17 protein-coding genes and 1 tRNA gene are annotated in these 17,669 nt (G+C 68.8%); 11 read left to right on the forward strand and 7 right to left on the reverse strand.

Annotated elements, in window-relative coordinates; all coding sequences use genetic code 11:
• Nucleotides 1–54 precede the first annotated feature (54 nt).
• On the reverse strand, nucleotides 55–1,077 hold the full coding sequence (xylF, locus tag M2165_RS08515; RefSeq protein ID WP_280814225.1) for a D-xylose ABC transporter substrate-binding protein: 1,023 nt from the start codon (nucleotides 1,075–1,077) through the stop codon (nucleotides 55–57).
• 170 nt (nucleotides 1,078–1,247) lie between these two features.
• Here xylF and M2165_RS08520 point away from each other — a divergent pair, with 170 nt between their 5' ends.
• From M2165_RS08520 to M2165_RS08530, 3 genes are all read left to right on the forward strand, one after another.
• Nucleotides 1,248–2,177 (forward strand): hypothetical protein, encoded by a 930-nt coding sequence (locus M2165_RS08520; RefSeq protein ID WP_280814226.1) that lies wholly within the window; start codon nucleotides 1,248–1,250, stop codon nucleotides 2,175–2,177.
• A gap of 78 nt (nucleotides 2,178–2,255) precedes the next feature.
• The gene (locus M2165_RS08525) at nucleotides 2,256–3,278 is read left to right on the forward strand and encodes a thiamine pyrophosphate-dependent dehydrogenase E1 component subunit alpha (RefSeq protein WP_280814227.1); all 1,023 of its coding nucleotides are present in this window, start codon (nucleotides 2,256–2,258) and stop codon (nucleotides 3,276–3,278) included.
• On the forward strand, nucleotides 3,269–4,249 hold the full coding sequence (locus tag M2165_RS08530; RefSeq protein ID WP_280814228.1) for a transketolase C-terminal domain-containing protein: 981 nt from the start codon (nucleotides 3,269–3,271) through the stop codon (nucleotides 4,247–4,249). The genes M2165_RS08525 and M2165_RS08530 overlap by 10 nt, the downstream gene beginning before the upstream one ends.
• Before the next feature lie 10 nt (nucleotides 4,250–4,259).
• On the opposite strand, the gene M2165_RS08535 is transcribed toward M2165_RS08530, so the two are convergent.
• The gene (locus M2165_RS08535) at nucleotides 4,260–5,033 is read right to left on the reverse strand and encodes an SDR family oxidoreductase (RefSeq protein ID WP_280814229.1); all 774 of its coding nucleotides are present in this window, start codon (nucleotides 5,031–5,033) and stop codon (nucleotides 4,260–4,262) included.
• Between the two features lie 113 nt (nucleotides 5,034–5,146).
• On the opposite strand from M2165_RS08535, the gene M2165_RS08540 reads away from it, so the two are divergent.
• Together M2165_RS08540 and M2165_RS08545 are read left to right on the forward strand one after the other, a co-directional pair.
• Nucleotides 5,147–6,076, forward strand: a complete 930-nt coding sequence (locus M2165_RS08540; protein ID WP_280814230.1) for a LysR family transcriptional regulator — start codon at nucleotides 5,147–5,149, stop codon at nucleotides 6,074–6,076.
• Nucleotides 6,077–6,143: 67 nt separating this feature from the next.
• A complete protein-coding gene (locus M2165_RS08545; protein ID WP_280814231.1) occupies nucleotides 6,144–7,151 on the forward strand; it encodes a tripartite tricarboxylate transporter substrate binding protein in 1,008 nt (335 codons plus the stop codon).
• Between the two features lie 145 nt (nucleotides 7,152–7,296).
• On the opposite strand, the gene M2165_RS08550 is transcribed toward M2165_RS08545, so the two are convergent.
• Complete coding sequence (locus tag M2165_RS08550; protein WP_280814232.1) at nucleotides 7,297–7,620, reverse strand: DUF1840 domain-containing protein; 324 nt, start codon at nucleotides 7,618–7,620, stop codon at nucleotides 7,297–7,299.
• A gap of 16 nt (nucleotides 7,621–7,636) precedes the next feature.
• A complete protein-coding gene (locus M2165_RS08555) occupies nucleotides 7,637–8,905 on the reverse strand; it encodes a cyclopropane-fatty-acyl-phospholipid synthase family protein (RefSeq protein ID WP_280814233.1) in 1,269 nt (422 codons plus the stop codon).
• 116 nt (nucleotides 8,906–9,021) lie between these two features.
• On the opposite strand from M2165_RS08555, the gene M2165_RS08560 reads away from it, so the two are divergent.
• The 6 genes from M2165_RS08560 to M2165_RS08585 are packed head-to-tail and all read left to right on the forward strand — an operon-like array spanning nucleotide 9,022 to nucleotide 15,968.
• Nucleotides 9,022–11,412, forward strand: a complete 2,391-nt coding sequence (locus M2165_RS08560; protein WP_280814234.1) for a bifunctional salicylyl-CoA 5-hydroxylase/oxidoreductase — start codon at nucleotides 9,022–9,024, stop codon at nucleotides 11,410–11,412.
• 1 nt (nucleotide 11,413) lies between these two features.
• Complete coding sequence (locus tag M2165_RS08565) at nucleotides 11,414–11,893, forward strand: MarR family transcriptional regulator (protein WP_280814235.1); 480 nt, start codon at nucleotides 11,414–11,416, stop codon at nucleotides 11,891–11,893.
• Nucleotides 11,890–12,744: an enoyl-CoA hydratase family protein gene (locus M2165_RS08570; RefSeq protein WP_280814236.1), complete on the forward strand. Its 855-nt coding sequence runs from the start codon at nucleotides 11,890–11,892 to the stop codon at nucleotides 12,742–12,744. Before M2165_RS08565 ends, M2165_RS08570 begins: the two co-directional genes overlap by 4 nt.
• Before the next feature lie 4 nt (nucleotides 12,745–12,748).
• The gene (locus tag M2165_RS08575; RefSeq protein WP_280814237.1) at nucleotides 12,749–13,942 is read left to right on the forward strand and encodes an acyl-CoA dehydrogenase family protein; all 1,194 of its coding nucleotides are present in this window, start codon (nucleotides 12,749–12,751) and stop codon (nucleotides 13,940–13,942) included.
• Nucleotides 13,943–13,947: 5 nt separating this feature from the next.
• Complete coding sequence (locus M2165_RS08580) at nucleotides 13,948–15,573, forward strand: AMP-binding protein (protein WP_280814238.1); 1,626 nt, start codon at nucleotides 13,948–13,950, stop codon at nucleotides 15,571–15,573.
• Complete coding sequence (locus M2165_RS08585; RefSeq protein WP_280814239.1) at nucleotides 15,570–15,968, forward strand: RidA family protein; 399 nt, start codon at nucleotides 15,570–15,572, stop codon at nucleotides 15,966–15,968. The genes M2165_RS08580 and M2165_RS08585 overlap by 4 nt, the downstream gene beginning before the upstream one ends.
• Nucleotides 15,969–16,103: 135 nt before the next feature.
• Here the strand turns inward: M2165_RS08585 and M2165_RS08590 are convergent.
• From M2165_RS08590 to rpoA, 3 genes are all read right to left on the reverse strand, one after another.
• Nucleotides 16,104–16,180: transfer RNA gene (locus tag M2165_RS08590), tRNA-Met, on the reverse strand.
• An 18-nt stretch (nucleotides 16,181–16,198) separates the two neighbouring features.
• Nucleotides 16,199–16,597 (reverse strand): 50S ribosomal protein L17, encoded by a 399-nt coding sequence (gene rplQ, locus M2165_RS08595; RefSeq protein WP_280814240.1) that lies wholly within the window; start codon nucleotides 16,595–16,597, stop codon nucleotides 16,199–16,201.
• An 82-nt stretch (nucleotides 16,598–16,679) separates the two neighbouring features.
• A complete protein-coding gene (gene rpoA, locus M2165_RS08600) occupies nucleotides 16,680–17,669 on the reverse strand; it encodes a DNA-directed RNA polymerase subunit alpha (RefSeq protein WP_009124827.1) in 990 nt (329 codons plus the stop codon).

Consider the following 17,669-nt stretch of genomic DNA (forward strand, 5'->3'; position numbering starts at 1 on the left):
CGCTGGTGCGGGCCGGCAGGCGGCGGCGCAGGGGATGCCTGCCGCGCGGTGCGGCTACTTGCAGGCGGCGGGCGCGCTCGCGGCGGGCACGCCCTTGCAGAGCTCGTCCTTCTTGATCCAGCCGGCCTTCACCACCACGTCGAGGTTGTCGCGCGTGATCGGCACCGGCGTGAGCAGGCGCGACTGCAGCGAGACCTTCTTCGGCCCCGAATTCCACGGTGCGGCCTTCTCGACCGGCTTGCCCTGCGAGAGCGCGATGGCGGCGCTCGCGGCCTCGCGGCCGAGCTCGCGCGAGTCCTTGAAGATGGTCGCGGTCTGGGTGCCGAGCGCGATGCGGTTGAGCGCCGCGAAGTCGGCGTCCTGGCCCGAGACCGGGATGCCGCGCAGCCCCTTGGCCGTGAGCGCCGCGACCGCGCCGCCCGCGGTGCCGTCGTTGGCGGCCACCACCGCATCGACCTTGTTGCCCACCTTGGTGAGGATCTGCTCCATGTTCTTCTGCGCGACCTCGGGCTTCCAGCCTTCGGTGTATTCGTCGCCGACGATCTTGATGTCGCCCTTCTTCACCGCCGCATCGAGCACCTCCTGCTGGCCTGCGCGCAGGAAGTCGGCGTTCGGGTCGCTCGGCGAGCCCTTGATGATCACGTAGTTGCCCTTAGGCTTGACCTTGAAGACCTCGCGCGCCTCCATGCGGCCGACCTCGACGTTGTCGAAGGTGATGTAGAAGACGCCCGGCGCCTCGATCAGCCGGTCGTAGGCCACCACCGGCACCTTCTGCCGCGTGGCCTTGGTGACCGCGGGCAGGATCGCGTCCTTGTCCATCGCGAGCACGATCAGCGCCTTCGCGCCCTTCGACATCAGGCCCTCGATGTCGCCGAGCTGCTTCTCGGGCGAGCCGCCCGCGTCAGCGCTGATGTACTTCGCGCCGAGCTTCTCGAGCTGGGCCTTGATCGCGGCCTCGTCGGTCTTCCAGCGCTCTTCCTGGAAGTTGGACCAGCTCACGCCGACGACGGTCTGCGCGAGCGCGCTCGCCGCCGTGAGGCCGAAGGCCATCGCGGCCAGGGTGTGCTTGAGGGGCATCGAATGTCTCCTTGGGCTGGCGCCCGGATGTAAGAAATAAGTTAGTTCGACGGGCGAATTAACTATCCCATCGTGCGCGCGTCCTGGGCATCGGGGAATTCCCGGGCGCGCCATGCGAGCTCCCTAGAATCGCCAGGCCCCCGGATTGCGGTGCGCTCCTCTCTCACACCATGCCCGACCAAGACCTCGTCTCTCTGGTCGTGGATGCGCTCGGAAAGCGCATCGACGACCCCGCCGCCGTCCGTCTCGCCGAAGCGCTCGGCAAGAAGCCGTTCAAGAGCGCCACGCCGACCAGCGACAGCAGCCTCGAGAACAGCAAGCTCGGCCTCGCGGTCGGCGCCAAGGCGCGCTTCACGCACCGCGACTTCTTCCCGCCGCGCAAGGAAGGCCGCACCTGGGTCACGCGGGTGTCGCACGCCTTCGTCTACCCCCGTTGCGCAGGCGCGCTGCCCGAGGGCTTCGACTGGCAGATGGACGATGCGGCGCTCGGCGCGCGCTTCGAACGCCGCGTCGACGGCGCGCTCGAGATCGTGCGCTACGTGCTGCCGCCACCGCGCGCGGGCCTGCGCGCCACGGTGTCGCTCAACGACGCCGGCCGGCCGAAGCACCTGCTGCTGGGCGTGGCCGAGGAAGAGGACTACGCCACGATCTACCCCGGCGAGGAATCCGGCAACCACGCCGAAGACGCCTTCTTCGCGAGCTGGTGCGCGCTCAACGGCCTGCTGCGCGAGGACCGCCTCGGCGCCGCGCAAATGGAGGCGCTGCGCGAGCGGCGGCTCGGCCCGCAGGACTTCCTGGTCGAAAGCCTCGGCGGCCTGTTCTGGGAACACGACGTGCGGCCCGCGCACGCGCCCTTCTGCCATGCCTACACGGGGCGGTTGATGGAGCCCGAGGAAGCCTCGGCGCTGTTCGACGCGAAGGCGATCTTCGGCGAGCACAACGCCTGGAGAAAGGAGGGCGAGGCGCCGACCGAAGCCACCTGGGCCAACTTCGACCGCATCGCGCCGCGCTACGCTGAGCGGCTCGCGCAGTTCCAGCGGCGCGAGATCCGCTCGATGGTCCACCACCCGCAGGACGGACAGGCCGGCGGAGCCGGTTGAGGCCGCGGCCGGAAGACAGGGCCGCCCGCTGTTAGGATTTTTGTCGCAAGCGCCGATCCCACGAGCGCAGGAGACAAGATGGACACCAGCAGTTCGAGCCCCGACGGGGCGGCGCTGTACCGCACGATGGTGCGGATCCGCGCCTTCGAGAATGCCGCCGAGGCGGCGAGCCAGGGCGGCGTGAGCGCCTATGGCCAAGAGGCCGCCGGCAGCGCGCGGGTGCGCGGGCCGCTGCATCTCTCGACCGGCCAGGAGGCGGTGCCCGCGGGCGTCTGCGCCCACCTGCGCACGAGCGACTACCTCACCTCCACGCACCGCGGCCACGGCCACACGCTGGCCAAGGGCGCGGACCTGGGCCGCATGATGTGCGAGCTGTTCGGCAAGGCCACCGGCTTCAACGGCGGCAAGGGCGGCTCGATGCACATCGCGGACTTCTCGGTCGGCATGCTGGGCGCCAACGGCGTGGTGGCGGCGGGTCTGCCGATCGCGGTGGGCGCGGCGCATGCGCAGAAGCTGCTCGGCAAGGGCGACGGCATCACGGTGTGCTTCTTCGGCGACGGCGCGATCAACCGCGGCCCCTTCCTCGAAGCGCTGAACTGGGCGCGCGTGTACCAATTGCCGGTGCTCTTCGTCTGCGAGGACAACCGCTGGAGCGCCACCACGGCGAGCGGCCCGATGACGGCGGGCGACGGCGCCTCGGTGCGCGCCCAGGCGATGGACATCGCCGCCACGCAGGTCGACGGCAACGACGTGTTCGCGGTGCACGCGGCGGCCGCAGCGCTGGTGGCGGCCGTGCGCGGCGGCGGCGGGCCGCGCCTGCTGCATGCGCTGACCTACCGCGTGAAGGGGCATGTCTCGGTCGACGTCGCGGCCTACCGCGACGCGGCGGAGCTCGCGGCCGCGCTCGAGACCGATCCGATCGCGCGCGCCCGCGCCCACCTGCTTGCGCACGGCATGGCCGGGTCCGCGCTCGATGCCATCGAGAACGCGGCGCGCGACGAGGTCGCGACCGCGCTCGCGATGGCCGACGCGGCGCCCTGGCCCGAGGCCGGCGCCGCCTTCACCGACGTGCAGACCACCGGAGCCGGCCAATGGCACTGACCACGACGACGACGCCGGAGGAACTGAGCTATGCCGAAGCGGCCGTGCGCGCGCTGGCGCAGGAGATGCAGGCCGACCCCCGGGTGGTGGTGCTCGGCGAAGACGTGGGCCGCGGCGGCATCTTCGGCCAGTACAAGGGGCTGCAGCAGCGCTTCGGCGAAAGCCGCGTGATCGACACGCCGATCAGCGAGGCCGCGATCATGGGCGCGGGCGTGGGCATGGCGCTCGCGGGCCTGCGGCCGGTGGTCGAGATGCGCGTGGTCGACTTCGCGCTCTGCGGCATGGACGAACTGGTGAACCAGGCCGCCAAGAACCGCTTCATGTTCGGCGGCCAGGGCCGCGTGCCGCTGGTGGCGCGCATGCCGGGCGGCATCTGGGACGCCTCGGCGGCGCAGCATTCGCAGTCGCTCGAGGCCTGGTTCGCGCACATGCCGGGGCTGGTGGTGGTCTGCCCCGCGACGCCGCAGGACAACCACGGCCTGCTGCGCGCGGCGCTGCAGTGCGGCGACCCGGTGGTCTACATCGAGCACAAGACGCTCTGGGGCCTGCGCGGCGAGGTCGACGACAGCCTGGAGGTGCCGCTCGGCCGCGCACGCCGCGTGCGCGAAGGCGATGCGCTCACGCTGGTGAGCTGGAGCCGCCAGCTGCAGGCCTGCACCGCGGCCTGCGACGCGCTCGCGGCCGAGGGCATCGCGGTGGACCTGATCGACCTGCGCACGCTCTGGCCCTGGGACCGCGAGACGGTGCTCGCCTCCTGCGCGCGCACCCGGCGCCTGCTGGTGGTGCACGAGGCGGTGCAGGTGGCGGGCTTCGGCGCCGAGATCGCCGCGAGCGCGGCCGAGGCCACGGGCTGCCGCGTCGCGAGGCTCGGCGCGCCGCGCATCCCGGTCGGCTATGCGCCGGTGCTCGAGGCGCAGTCGCGCGTGGGCGCGGAGGCCGTCGCGGCGGCGGCGAGGAAGCTGCTCGACTAGGCCCGGCCGTTCAGGCCGCGAAGCCGCCGTCGATGTTGAGGCTCGCGCCGGTCACGAAGCCCGCTTCGGGGCCGGCGAGGTAGGCCACCATGGCGGCGATCTCCTCGGGCCGCGCATGGCGCGCGAGCGCCATCAGGCCGTGCATCGCGGGCGCGTTGGGGCCGTCGACCGGGTTCATGTCGGTGTTCACGGGGCCGGGCTGCACGTTGTTGACCGTGATGCCGCGCGGGCCGAGATCGCGCGCCAGGCCCTGCACCAGCCCCTTGAGCGCCGACTTGCTCATCGCGTAGGCGCTGCCGCCGGGCCAGGGCATGCGCTCGGCGTTGGTGCTGCCGATGTTGATGATGCGTCCGCCCTCGCCCATGTGGCGCGCCGCCGCCTTGGCCGCGACGAAGATGGCGCGCACATTGATGTGCCAGGTGCGGTCGAAGTCCTCGAGCGAGAAGTCGTCGAGGGTGCCGGGCAGGAAGATGCCGGCGTTGTTGACCAGCACGTCGATGCGGCCGAACCGGCGCGCGGCCTCGTCGATGCCGGCGGTGAGGGCGGCGGCGTCGGCGCTGTCGATCCGGAGCGCCAGCGCGCGGCCGCCCTCGGCCTCGATGCTGCGCACCAGTTCATCGGCCGGCGCGGCGGAGCTGGCATAGCTGAAGGCGACGGCGGCGCCTTCCTGCACCAGCCGGCGCACGATGGCGGCGCCGATGCCGCGCGAACCGCCGGTCACGAAGGCAGTCTTGCCCGCGAGCGCCGCGGAAGAGGAAGCAGAAGAGGAGGAAGTGGAAGCCATGGTGATTTCCTGGAAAGGTTGTGGATGACGGGCCTCAGTGTGGACATTCGATTACCGCTTGGCTAGCCATCAATCCAGCCAATCAAATTCAACCGTTGGTTGAAAATGGCGCGATGGCACCTCCCCTCAACCACCTCGAATCCTTCGTCCAGAGCGCGGAAAGCGGCAGTTTCTCGGCCGCCGCGCGGCGGCTCGGGCTCACGCCGGCCGCGGTCAGCAAGAACGTGGCGCGGCTCGAAGCGCGGCTGGGCGTGCGGCTGTTCCAGCGCAGCACCCGCAGTCTCACGCTGACCGAGGGCGGCGAGCGCTTTCTCGCGCAGATCGGCGGACCGCTCGCGACGCTGCAGGACGCGATGGCCGGCCTTTCCAGCGAGGACGGCCAGCCCGCGGGCACGCTCAAGGTCAGCATGGGCCAGGCCTTCGGCCGCGAGCATGTGCTGCCGATGATGGGCGACTTCCTCGCGCGCTATCCGGCGGTGCTGCCCGACTGGCATTTCGACAACCAGCAGGTCGACCTGGTGGGCGAGGGCTTCGACGCCGCGATCGGCGGCGGCATCGCGCTGTCGCCCGGCGTGGTAGCGCGCGAGCTGGCCCGCATCCACGTGGTCGCGGTGGCGGCGCCGCGCTACCTCGCGGGCCGCACGCTGCCTCGGCATCCGGCGGAACTGGCGCAGTTCGACGCGCTGATGCGCCGCTCCTCGCCGACCGGCCGGGTGCGCGGCTGGGCGCTGCAGCATGCCGACGGCCGCGAGGTCACGGTGGACCAGCCGCGGCCGCGCGCGATCTTCAACGACCCGGAAGCGATCGCGCATGCCGCGCTGATGGGACTGGGCGTGGCGATGCTGCCGATGCCCTTCGTCGAGCGCGGCCTCGGCAGCGGCGCGCTGGTGCGGCTCCTGCCCGAATGGCACTACGACGCCGGCGTGGTCTGGCTCTACTACCCGAGCAAGAAGCTGCTGCCGGCGAAGACGCGCGTGTTCATCGACTTCGTGCTGGAACGCTTTCGCAGCGAAGGCTTCGCGCGGCGCATGCAGGTGGCCTGAAGAATCACCGGCCGCGGCCGGGTTTTACCGGCGGCGGCCGACATCTTTAGCCTGTACAAACGCAGCCATGACTTCCAAGCTCAAACTGACCCGCCGCGCTGCGCTCGCAGCCTCCGCCGCCGCCCTCGTCGCCATGCCCTCCTGGGCCCAGGGCACCTGGCCCACCAAACCCGTGCGCATCGTCGTGCCCTTCGCGGCCGGCGGCACCACCGACATCCTCGCGCGCGCCGTGGCGCCCGAACTCTCGAAGGCCTTCGGCCAGCAGTTCATCGTCGACAACCGCGCCGGCGCGGGCGGCAACGTGGGCGCCGAGATCGTCTCGCATGCGCCGAACGACGGCTACACGCTGCTGATGGGCACCGTCGGCACGCACGGCATCAACCGCGCGCTCTACCCGAAGCTGCCCTTCGACCCGATCAAGGACTTCGTGCCGATCACGCTCGTGGCCGCGGTGCCCAACGTGATGGAGATGAACGCCCAGAAGGCGAAGGAACTGAACATCCGCAACGTGCAGGACTTCATCAAGTACGCCAAGGCCAATCCCGGCAAGCTCAACATGGCGTCGAGCGGCAGCGGCACCTCGATCCACCTCGCGGGCGAGCTCTTCAAGAGCATGACCGGCACCTTCATGACGCACATCCCGTACAAGGGATCGGGCCCTGCGCTGCTCGACATGGTGGGCGGCAACGCCGACGTGATGTTCGACAACCTGCCTTCGTCGATGGCGCAGATCAAGGGCGGCAAGCTCACGCCCCTGGCCGTGACCAGCGCGCAGCGCTCGCCCGCGCTGCCCGACGTGCCGACCGTGGAAGAAGCCGGCGGCCCGTCGCTCAAGGGCTACGAGGCCAGCTCGTGGTTCGGCCTGCTCGCGCCGGCCGGCACCTCGCCCGAGATCGTCAACCGCATCCAGCAGGAAGTGGCCAAGTCGCTCGCCACCCCGGCCATCAAGGAAAAGATGCTCGCCCAGGGCGCGATCCCGAGCGGCAACTCACCGGCCGACTTCGCGAAGCTGATCGCCAGCGAGCATGTGAAGTGGGCGAAGGTGGTGAAGGAATCCGGCGCGAAGGTGGATTGAGGGCGCGGATTCGGGTTCAGAACGCAGAGGGCGCGAAGGTTTCGCAGAAGTCGCGAAGGAAGACCACGGAAGATCCGCTCAGGTCTTCTTCTGCGACTTTCGCGGCACTTCGCGATTTCTGCGTTCGGTCAAGTCCGTTTCAGCCTCAGGTCGTCCAGGTGACGTCCTTCTTTTCGGCCAGCGAATCCTTCAGCATGTGAAGCAGCGGGGCCGCACGCTGGTGCAGCCCCACATGCTGTTTTTCGGAATCGTCGTCATGGCCCTCGACGACGTGGTCGTCGTGGTTGTGCGCATTGCCGGCCTCGCGCTGGAGCGCGGACTCCAGCGCCGCGATCGCCGCGGGAATCTGCTCGACGGTGATGATGCCCTGCGGCTGAACCGGTTTGCCGACGATCTCGAGCAGCTGGCGCGCATGCACCTCCAACATCACGAAGTCGGGGGTGGCGCGGGACTGGAATCGGTAGAGCATGGTGGTCCTTCCTGGATTACTTGTAGATGTAGTCACGGGCAAAAGGGTACACCGATTGCGCGCCGCGCAGAACGCCGTGGTCGACCTTGCCGTCGGGCTTGGTCGAGAGCATCTGGTGCAGCGAGATCCAGCCCTGCTCGAAGCTCATGGCCGAGCCCGCCAGATAGAGGCGGTAGGCCCGCAGGATGCGTTCCGCGTTCTCGGCCTGCCGTCCGCCGGCGCGCTGCAGCACTTCGCGCGCGGTGTCGAGCTGCGCCTCGAGCGCATCCGACCATGCCCAGAGCGTGCGCGCATAGTGCGGGCGCAGGCTCTCGGTGTCGACCATCTCGAGGCCCGCGGCCGCCGTCTCGCGCAGCACGTGCGTCACGTGCAGCAGCTCGCCGCCGGGGAAGATGTACTTCTCGATAAAGTCGCCCATGCCCGCGCCGAGCTGGCGGTAGTCGAGCTGCCCCGAGGTGATGCCGTGGTTCAGCACCAGGCCACCGGGCTTCAGCAGCGCATGGATCTGGCGGAAGTAGGTGGGCATGTAGGCCGCGCCCACGTGCTCGAACATGCCGACCGACGAGATCTTGTCGAAGGGCCGGTCGGCGGAGAGTTCGCGGTAGTCGCGCAGCTCCACGCGCACGCGGCCCGAGAGGCCCTTCTCCTCGATCAGGCGCTGCACGTGCGCATGCTGGTTCCTCGACAGCGTGATGCCGGTGGCATCCACGCCGTAGTGCTCGGCCGCCCAGAGCAGCAGCCCGCCCCAGCCCGAGCCGATGTCGAGGAAGCGCTCGCCGGGCTGGAGCATCAGCTTGCGGCAGATGTGGTCGAGCTTGGCCTCCTGCGCCTGTGCGAGCGTGAGCTCGGGCGTGCGGAAGTAGGCGCACGAATAGACCCGGCGCGGATCGAGCCAGAGCGCGTAGAAATCGTCTGAAACGTCGTAGTGGAACTGGATCTGCTCCGCATCCTTGTGGAGCGAATGCGAGCCGCGGGACTTGGCGAGCCGCAGCAGGCGGGTCCACCAGGTGGTGTTGGTCTCGGCGGGGTTGCCGGGCAGCATGCCGACGGTGGCGTCGATGATGTCGCGCATCGCGCCTTCGATCTGGACCTTGCCCTCCACGTAGGCCTCGCCGATGGCGCCCACCTGGCGCGCGGCGAGCTGGCCCAGCGCCGACCACTCTCTGAACGCCAGGGTGACGCGCGACCCCGGCTTGGCGACTCTTCGCCCATCAGGCAATTCAAGTGCGATGGGCACCGGCAGCGACGCAAGCTGCGACTCGATCTTGGGTATCAAGCTTTGCATGGTGCGGCCATGGTATTGATTTTTTGGGTTTTTTGCATGACGTTGCATGCGGCCGCGCGGCGCGCGGCGGGAGGACCCCGTTGACAGCAGATTGTTTATGTCTAAACTATTCAACCATGAACAGCCTCGCCAACGGCCGCCCGGCCGCCGCACCCGCCATGGACCTCCAACGCATCCTGTGCATCGGCGGCGGCCCCGCCGGCCTCTATTTCGCGCTGCTGATGAAGGCGCGCAACCCGGCACTCGAGATCACCGTGGTCGAGCGCAACCGGCCGTTCGACACCTTCGGCTGGGGCGTGGTGCTCAGCGACCAGACGCTCGCCAACCTCGCGGCCGCCGACGCGGCGACGGCCGCGCTCATCGGCAACGAGTTCCACCACTGGGACGACATCCAGGTGTTCTTCAAGGGCGGGCAGGTGCGCTCGGGCGGCCACGGCTTCTGCGGCATCGGGCGCAAGCGGCTGCTGAACATCCTGCAGGAGCGCTGCCTCGAACTGGGCGTGCAGCTGGTCTTCGAGACCGACGTGGCCGACGACCAGGCCATGGCGGCCAGGTACAACGCCGACCTCGTCATCGCGAGCGACGGCCTCAACAGCCGCATCCGCCAGCGCTATGCCGAGGTGTTCAAGCCCGACGTCGACCTGCGCAACTGCCGCTTCGTCTGGCTCGGCACGCACCAGACCTTCGACGCCTTCACCTTCGCCTTCGAACAGACCGAGCACGGCTGGTTCCAGGCCCATGCCTACCAGTTCGACGACAAGACCTCGACCTTCATCGTCGAGACGCCCGAGGCGGTCTGGAAGGCCCATGGCATCGACCGCATGGAGCAGCCCGAAGCCATCGCCTTCTGCGAGAAGCTGTTCGCCAAGTACCTCGGCGGCCATTCGCTGATCAGCAATGCCACGCACCTGCGCGGCTCGGCCAACTGGATCCGCTTTCCGCGCGTGGTGTGCGAGCGCTGGACGCACCGCATCGACGTGGAGGGCCGCTCCGTGCCCGTGGTGCTGATGGGCGATGCGGCGCACACCGCGCATTTCTCGATCGGCTCGGGCACCAAGCTCGCGCTCGAGGACGCGATCGACCTCGCCAACGAGTTCGCGCAGGGCGGCACGGTGGACCAGGTGCTCGAAGGCTACGAGGCGCGCCGCAGCGTCGAGGTGCTCAAGATCCAGAACGCGGCGCGCAACTCGACCGAATGGTTCGAGAACGTGCCGCGCTACACCGGCATGCAGATCGAGCAGTTCGCCTATTCGCTGCTCACGCGCTCGCAGCGCATCAGCCACGAGAACCTGCGGCTGCGCGACACCCGATGGCTCGGCGGCTACGAGCAGTGGCTCGCGGGCGGCAGGCCGGTGCTGCCGATGCTGATGCCCTACAAGGTGCGCGGCCTCACGCTCAAGAACCGCATCCTGGTCTCGCCGATGGCCACCTACAGCGCGGTCGACGGCGTGCCGCAGGACTTCCTGCTCGTGCACCTGGGTGCGCGCGCGCTCGGCGGCGCGGCGATGGTGTTCGTCGAGATGACCAGCCCGACGCCCGAGGGCCGCATCACGCCCGGCTGCACCGGCCTTTACAACGACGCGCAGCAGGCCGCGTTCAAGCGCATCGTCGACTTCGTGCACACGCAGTCGAGCGCGAAGATCGCGATGCAGCTCGGCCACAGCGGGGCCAAGGGCTCCACCCGCGTGGGCTGGGAGGGCACCGACGAGCCGCTCGAAAGCGGCAACTGGGCGCTGCTGTCGGCCAGCGCGGTCGCCTACGGCGAGCAGAACCAGCTGCCGGCGGCGATGACGCGCGCGCAGATGGACGAGATGCGCGAGCTGTTCGTGGCCTCCACGCGCCGCGCGGCCGAATGCGGCTTCGACTGGCTCGAGCTGCACTGCGCGCACGGCTACCTGCTGTCGTCCTTCATCAGCCCGCTCACCAATCTGCGCACCGATGAGTACGGCGGCGACATCGAAGCCCGCTGCCGCTATCCGCTCGAGGTGTTCCGCGCGATGCGCGCCGCCTGGCCCGAGGACCGGCCGATGAGCGTGCGGATCTCGGCGCACGACTGGGCGCCCGGCGGCAACACCGATGCCGACGCGGTGATCGTGGCGCGGCTCTTCAAGGAGGCCGGCGCCGATTTCATCGACGTGTCCTCCGGCCAGACCACGCGCGCTGCGAAGCCCGTGTACGGCCGCATGTACCAGACGCCCTTTGCCGACCGCATCCGCAACGAGGTCGGCATCGCGACCATCGCGGTCGGCGCCATCACCGACGCGGACCAGGCCAACAGCATCATCGCGGCCGGCCGCGCCGATCTCTGCGCAATTGCGCGGCCGCATCTCGCCGACCCGGCCTGGACGCTGCACGAGGCCGCGAAGCTGCAGAGCCGCGACGTCGACTGGCCGAAGCAGTACCTGAGCGGACGCGACCAGATGTACCGCGAGATCGCCAAGCAGCAGCAGATGGCCGCGGCCGCGAATGCCGCCGCAGCCGCGCAGAACGCCGAAGAGACCCACTGACATGGACCTCGAAGCACGCGCCCACAGCGAACACCCCGAGGCCCTGCGCCTCTGGCTGCGCCTTCTGACCTGCACCCAGCTGATCGAGAAGCAGGTGCGCAACGGCCTGCGCGCGCAGTTCGCGACCACGCTGCCACGCTTCGACCTGATGGCGCAGCTCGAGCGTGCGCCCGAGGGCCTGAAGATGAACGAGCTCTCGCGCCGCATGATGGTGACGGGCGGCAACGTGACCGGCATCACCGACCAGCTCGTGACCGAAGGGCTGGTCGAGCGCATCAACGTCGAGGGCGACCGCCGCGCCTGGCGCGTGCGGCTCACGCCGCGCGGGCGCAAGCTCTTCAACGACATGGCCGAGCAGCACGAGGACTGGATCGTCGAGGCCTTCGCGGGCCTCAGCGCCAAGGAGATCGCGCAGCTCCACAAGCTGCTCGGCAAGGTCAAGCAGCACTCACACATCCAACTGATCGCGGAGACGGAATGAAGCACTACATCGGCGCGGGCAACCCCATGCATGCGCAATTCGAACCGAAGGCCGGCTACAGCGCGAAGCACTTCGCCTGGACCTTCGACAACGGCGTCGGCACCGTCACGCTCAGCCGCCCCGAGCGCAAGAACCCGCTGACCTTCGACTCCTACGCCGAGCTGCGCGACCTGTTCCGCGCACTGACCTACGCCACCGACGTGAAGGCGATCGTGGTCACGGGTGCGGGCGGCAACTTCTGCTCGGGCGGCGACGTGCACGAGATCATCGGCCCGCTGACCGGCATGCGCATGCCCGAGCTGCTGGAGTTCACGCGCATGACGGGCGATCTGGTGAAGGCGATCCGCGCCTGCCCGCAGCCGATCGTGGGCGCGATCGACGGCGTGTGCGCCGGCGCCGGCGCGATGATCGCGCTGGCCTGCGACCTGCGCTACGGCTCGCCTGCCACGCGCACCGCCTTCCTCTTCACGCGCGTGGGCCTCGCGGGCGCCGACATGGGCGCCTGCGCGCTGCTGCCGCGCGTGATCGGCCAGGGCCGCGCCTCGGAGTTGCTGTTCACCGGCCGCGCGATGACGGCGCAGGAAGGCCATGCCTGGGGCTTCTTCAACGCGCTGCACGAGAGCGAAGCGCTGCTCGGCGCCGCCACCCAGGTGGCGCGCGACCTGGCCGAGGGCCCGACCTTCGCGCACGGCATGACCAAGACCATGCTCTCGCAGGAATGGTCGATGACCATCGACCAGGCGATCGAGGCCGAAGCCCAGGCCCAGGCGATCTGCATGCAGACCGAGGACTTCCGCCGCGCCTACGAGGCCTTCGCGGCCAGGCAGAAGCCCGTGTTCGGTGGGGACTGAAGCGATGATGACCCCGCTCCCCGCCCCCCCTTCGACCGCGCACCTCGCGCTGCCCTTCTTCGACGATGCGCACCGCCATCTGGCGGAGGGCCTGCTGCCCTGGTGCGCGGCGCAGGATCTCGACGAGCGCGACGACCGCGCGGCCTGCCGCGAATGGGTGCGCCGCCTCGGCGACGGCGGCTGGCTGCGCTATGCCGTGCCCGGCAGTGCGGGCGGCGCGCTGGAGCGCCTGGATTCGCGCGCGCTGGTGCTGCTGCGCGAGACGCTGGCCTACCACTCGCCGCTGGCCGATTTCGCCTTCGCGATGCAGGGGCTGGGCAGCGGCGCGATCACGCTCGCGGGCACGGCCGAGCAGCAGTCGCAGTACCTCACTTCGGTTGGCAAGGGCGAGAGGATCGCCGCCTTCGCGCTGAGCGAGCCCGACGCAGGTTCGGACGTGGCCGCGATGGCGATGCGCGCCGAGCCCACCGCCGAGGGCTGGCGCCTGAACGGCGTGAAGACCTGGATCAGCAACGGCGGCATCGCCGACTTCTACTGCGTGTTCGCGAAGACCGAGCCGACGGCGGGCACGCGCGGCATCACCGCCTTCCTCGTCGATGCGAAGACGCCGGGGCTCGACACCTCCGAGCACATCGACGTGATGGCCCCGCATCCGCTCGCCACCCTGCGCTTCGACGACTGCATGGTGCCGCGCACCGCGCAGCTCGGCGAGCTGAACGGCGGCTTCAAGCTCGCGATGCGCACGCTCGACATCTTCCGCGCCTCGGTCGCCGGGGCCGCGCTCGGCATGGGCCGCCGCGCGCTCGCGGAAGCGGTCGCGCATGCGAAGGGCCGGCGCATGTTCGGCCAGACGCTCGCCGATTTCCAGCTCACGCAGGCCAAGCTCGGCGAGATGGCCGCGCTGCTCGACGGCGCCGCGCTGCTCACCTACCGCGCCGCCTGGATGCGCGACGACGCCGAACGCCGCGGCGCGCCGGCCGTGGGCGACGTGTCGGCCGCGGCGGCGATGGCCAAGATGTGCGCCACCGAGAACGCGAGCCGCGTGATCGACATGGCGCTGCAGATGCACGGCGGCCTGGGCGTGAAGGTTGGCACGAAGATTGAAAGCCTCTACCGCGACATCCGCTCGCTGCGCATCTACGAAGGCGCGACGGAAGTCCAGCAACTGATCATCGGCAAATCCGTCCTGCGGGGGTGAGTACCGTGTCTGCCCAAGTCGACCGCTTCGTTCATGACCGCCTGCCGCCTGCCGGGCAGTTGCCGGTCTTCCGCTACGACCTGCCCGAGCTGCAACTGCCCGACCAGCTGAACCTGGTCGAGGAACTGCTCGACAAGGCGCCCGCGAAGGGCTTCGGCGACAGGCCGATGCTGCGCTCTCCGACCGGCACGCTGAGCTATGCGCAGGCGGCCGTCGAGGTCAACCGCATCGCCCAGGTGCTGACCGAGGACCTCGGCCTCGTGCCCGGCAACCGCGTGCTGCTGCGCGGCGGCAACTCGGTCGCGATGGCGCTCGCATGGCTGGCGGTGGTCAAGGCCGGGCTGATCGCGGTCGCCACGATGCCGCTGCTGCGTGCCAAGGAACTCGGCGACATCATCGAGAAGGCGCAACCCGTGGCCGCGCTGTGCGACGCGCGCCTGCTCGACGAGCTCGTGCTCGCGCAGCGCGAGCATCCGGTGCTCTCGACGGTGATCGCGTTCAACCAGCCCGACGCACCCGATTCGCTCTCGTCGCGCGCGGCGGCCAAGCGCGGCGTGTTCGCGGCCTGCCCCACGGCCGCGGACGACATCGCGCTGCTCGCCTTCACCTCGGGCACCACGGGCAAGCCCAAGGCGCCCGTGACCACGCACCGCGACGTGCTCGCGATGTGCGAGACCTGGCCGCGCCACGTGCTGCGCGCACGCAGCGACGACATCGTGATCGGCTCGCCGCCGCTGGCCTTCACCTTCGGGCTCGGCGGGCTGCTGGTGTTTCCGATGTACGCCGGCGCCTCGGTGTACTTCGCCGATGCGCCCTTCACGCCCGAGGGGCTGGTGAAGCTGATCAACCAGGTCGGCGCGACCATCTGCTACACCGCGCCGACCTTCTATCGCCAGATGGCGCCCTTCGTGCGCCAGCACGGCGCGCCGAGCCTGCGCATCTGCGTGAGCGCGGGCGAGGCACTGCCCGACGCGACGCGGCAGCTCTGGAAGGAAGCGACGGGCATCGAGATGCTCGACGGCATCGGCGGCACCGAGGTGTTCCACATCTACATCTCCGCGGCCGGCGACGAGGTGCGCCGCGGCGCCGTCGGCAAGGTGGTGCCCGGCTTCACCGCGAAGGTGGTGGACGACCAGGGCAACGAGGTGCCGCGCGGCACCGTCGGCAAGCTCGCGCTGCAGGGCCCGGTGGGCTGCCGCTACCTCGACGATCCGCGCCAGACCGACTACGTGAAGAACGGCTGGAACTACCCCGGCGATTCCTTCGTGCAGGACGAGGACGGCTACTTCTTCTACCAGGCGCGCGCCGACGACATGATCATCACGGCCGGCTACAACGTCGGCGGGCCGGAGGTGGAGGACGCACTGCTCAAGCATCCGGCGGTGGCCGAATGCGGTGTGATCGGCAAGCCCGATGCGGAGCGCGGCATGATCGTGAAGGCCTTCTGCGTGCTCAAGCCCGGCCATGAGGGCGACGCGGCACTCGTGAAGGCGCTGCAGGACCATGTGAAGGCCACCATCGCGCCCTTCAAATACCCGCGCGAGATCGAGTTCGTGCCGGCGCTGCCACGCACCGAGACCGGCAAGCTCCAGCGATTCAAACTGAGACAACTCAACACCAACACACCATGATCCACAAACTCCTGCAGCCCGAAGGCTGGCTGCCTCCCAAGGGCTATGCGAACGGCGTTGCGGCGCGCGGCACGACGCTGTACGTCGGCGGCCAGATCGGCTGGAATGCACAGCAGCAGTTCGAGTCGGACGACTTCATCGAGCAGTGCGGCCTCGCGCTGCGCAACATCGCCGAGGTGCTTCGTGCAGGCGGCGCGGGCCCCGAGCACATGGTGCGCATGACCTGGTACGTGACCGACCGCGACGAATACAGCCGCAGGCTCTCCGAGCTCGGCCCGGTCTATCGCGATGCGATGGGCCGCAACTTCCCTGCTATGACCTGCGTGCAGGTGGCGGCGCTGGTGGAGCCGCGCGCGAAGGTGGAGATCGAGGTCACGGCGGTCGTTCCGGACTGAGCCGGCGCGGCAGCCACGACAGCGGCCCGCAGAAACCCAAAAGCCCTCGGTCGAGGGCTTTTTTATTTGTCTGCTTTTTTTGCTTTTTGGCAGCAAAGAAAAAGGCCCTTTGATTTCTCAAAGGGCCTTTCGAATTGGTTGCGCGAGCAAGATTTGAACTTGCGACCTTTGGGTTATGAGCCCAACGAGCTACCAGGCTGCTCCATCGCGCGGCAAGAGGAAATTATACCTTATTCGGAAGCGCTTTGCTCGCCGGCTTCTTCTTTGATTTCAGGACGGTCGACCAGTTCGACGAGCGCCATCGGAGCGTTGTCGCCCACGCGGAAGCCCATCTTCAGGATGCGCGTGTAGCCGCCCGGACGGGCTGCGAAACGCGGGCCCAGGTCGCCGAAGAGCTTCACCACGCTGTCGCGGTTGCGCAGGCGGTCGAAGGCCAGGCGCTTGTTGGCGAGCGTGGGGTTCTTGGCGAGCGTGATCATCGGTTCGATGACGCGGCGCAGTTCCTTGGCCTTGGGGACCGTGGTCTTGATGACTTCGTGCTCGATGAGCGAATTCATCATGTTCTGCAGCATCGCGAGGCGGTGCGAGCTGGTGCGGTTGAGTTTGCGGAGTCCGTGTCCGTGACGCATGGTGCTTTCCTTACTTTATAAAAACAGGCAGCCGTATCAGGTACTGCCCGGTGCACTGGCCCTTTGAAAGGCCGTTAAAAAATCAACGCTTGTCGAGGCCGGCCGGCGGCCAGCTTTCGAGCTTCATACCCAGGGTCAGGCCGCGCGAGGCGAGCACTTCCTTGATTTCGTTGAGCGACTTGCGACCCAGGTTCGGGGTCTTGAGCAGCTCGTTCTCGGTGCGCTGGATCAGGTCACCGATGTAGTAGATGTTTTCGGCCTTCAGGCAGTTGGCCGAACGCACCGTGAGTTCGAGTTCGTCGACAGGGCGCAGCAGAATCGGATCGAACTGCTGGGCGCTGCGCGGCGCGGGTGCATCGAATGCGGCGAGTTCGCCACCTTCGAGCTGCGCGAACACGGCGAGTTGCTCGACCAGGATTTTAGCCGAGGCGCGGACCGCGTCTTCGGCCGTGATCGCGCCGTTGGTCTCGATCTCGACCAGCAGCTTGTCGAGGTCGGTGCGCTGCTCGACGCGGGCGCTCTCGACGGTGTAGCTCACGCGCTTGACGGGCGAGAACGAGGCGTCGAGGACGATGCGGCCGATCGACTTGGTCGGCTCGTCGGCGTAGCGGCGCATCGTGCCGGGCACGTAGCCGCGGCCCTTTTCGACCTTGATCTGCATGTCGAGCTTGCCGCCTTGCGACAGGTGCGCGATCACGTGATCGGGGTTGATGATCTCGACGTCGTGCGGGGTCTGGATGTCCGACGCCAGCACCGGGCCCTCGCCGTCCTTGCGCAGGCTCAGCGTGACTTCGTCGCGATTGTGGAGCTTGAACACCACGCCCTTGAGATTCAGCAGGATGTTGACGACATCTTCCTGCACGCCGTCGATCGACGAGTACTCATGCAGAACGCCGGCGATCGTGACTTCGGTGGCCGAATAACCGACCATCGACGACAGCAGAACGCGGCGCAGCGCGTTGCCGAGCGTGTGGCCGTAGCCGCGCTCGAAAGGCTCGAGCGTGACCTTCGCCTTGTTGGCGGCCAGTTGCTCGACCTGAATGGTCTTGGGTTTCAGCAGGGTGGTTTGCAT

This window comes from Variovorax sp. TBS-050B (genome assembly GCF_029893635.1).
Classification (GTDB): Bacteria; Pseudomonadota; Gammaproteobacteria; order Burkholderiales; family Burkholderiaceae_C; genus Variovorax.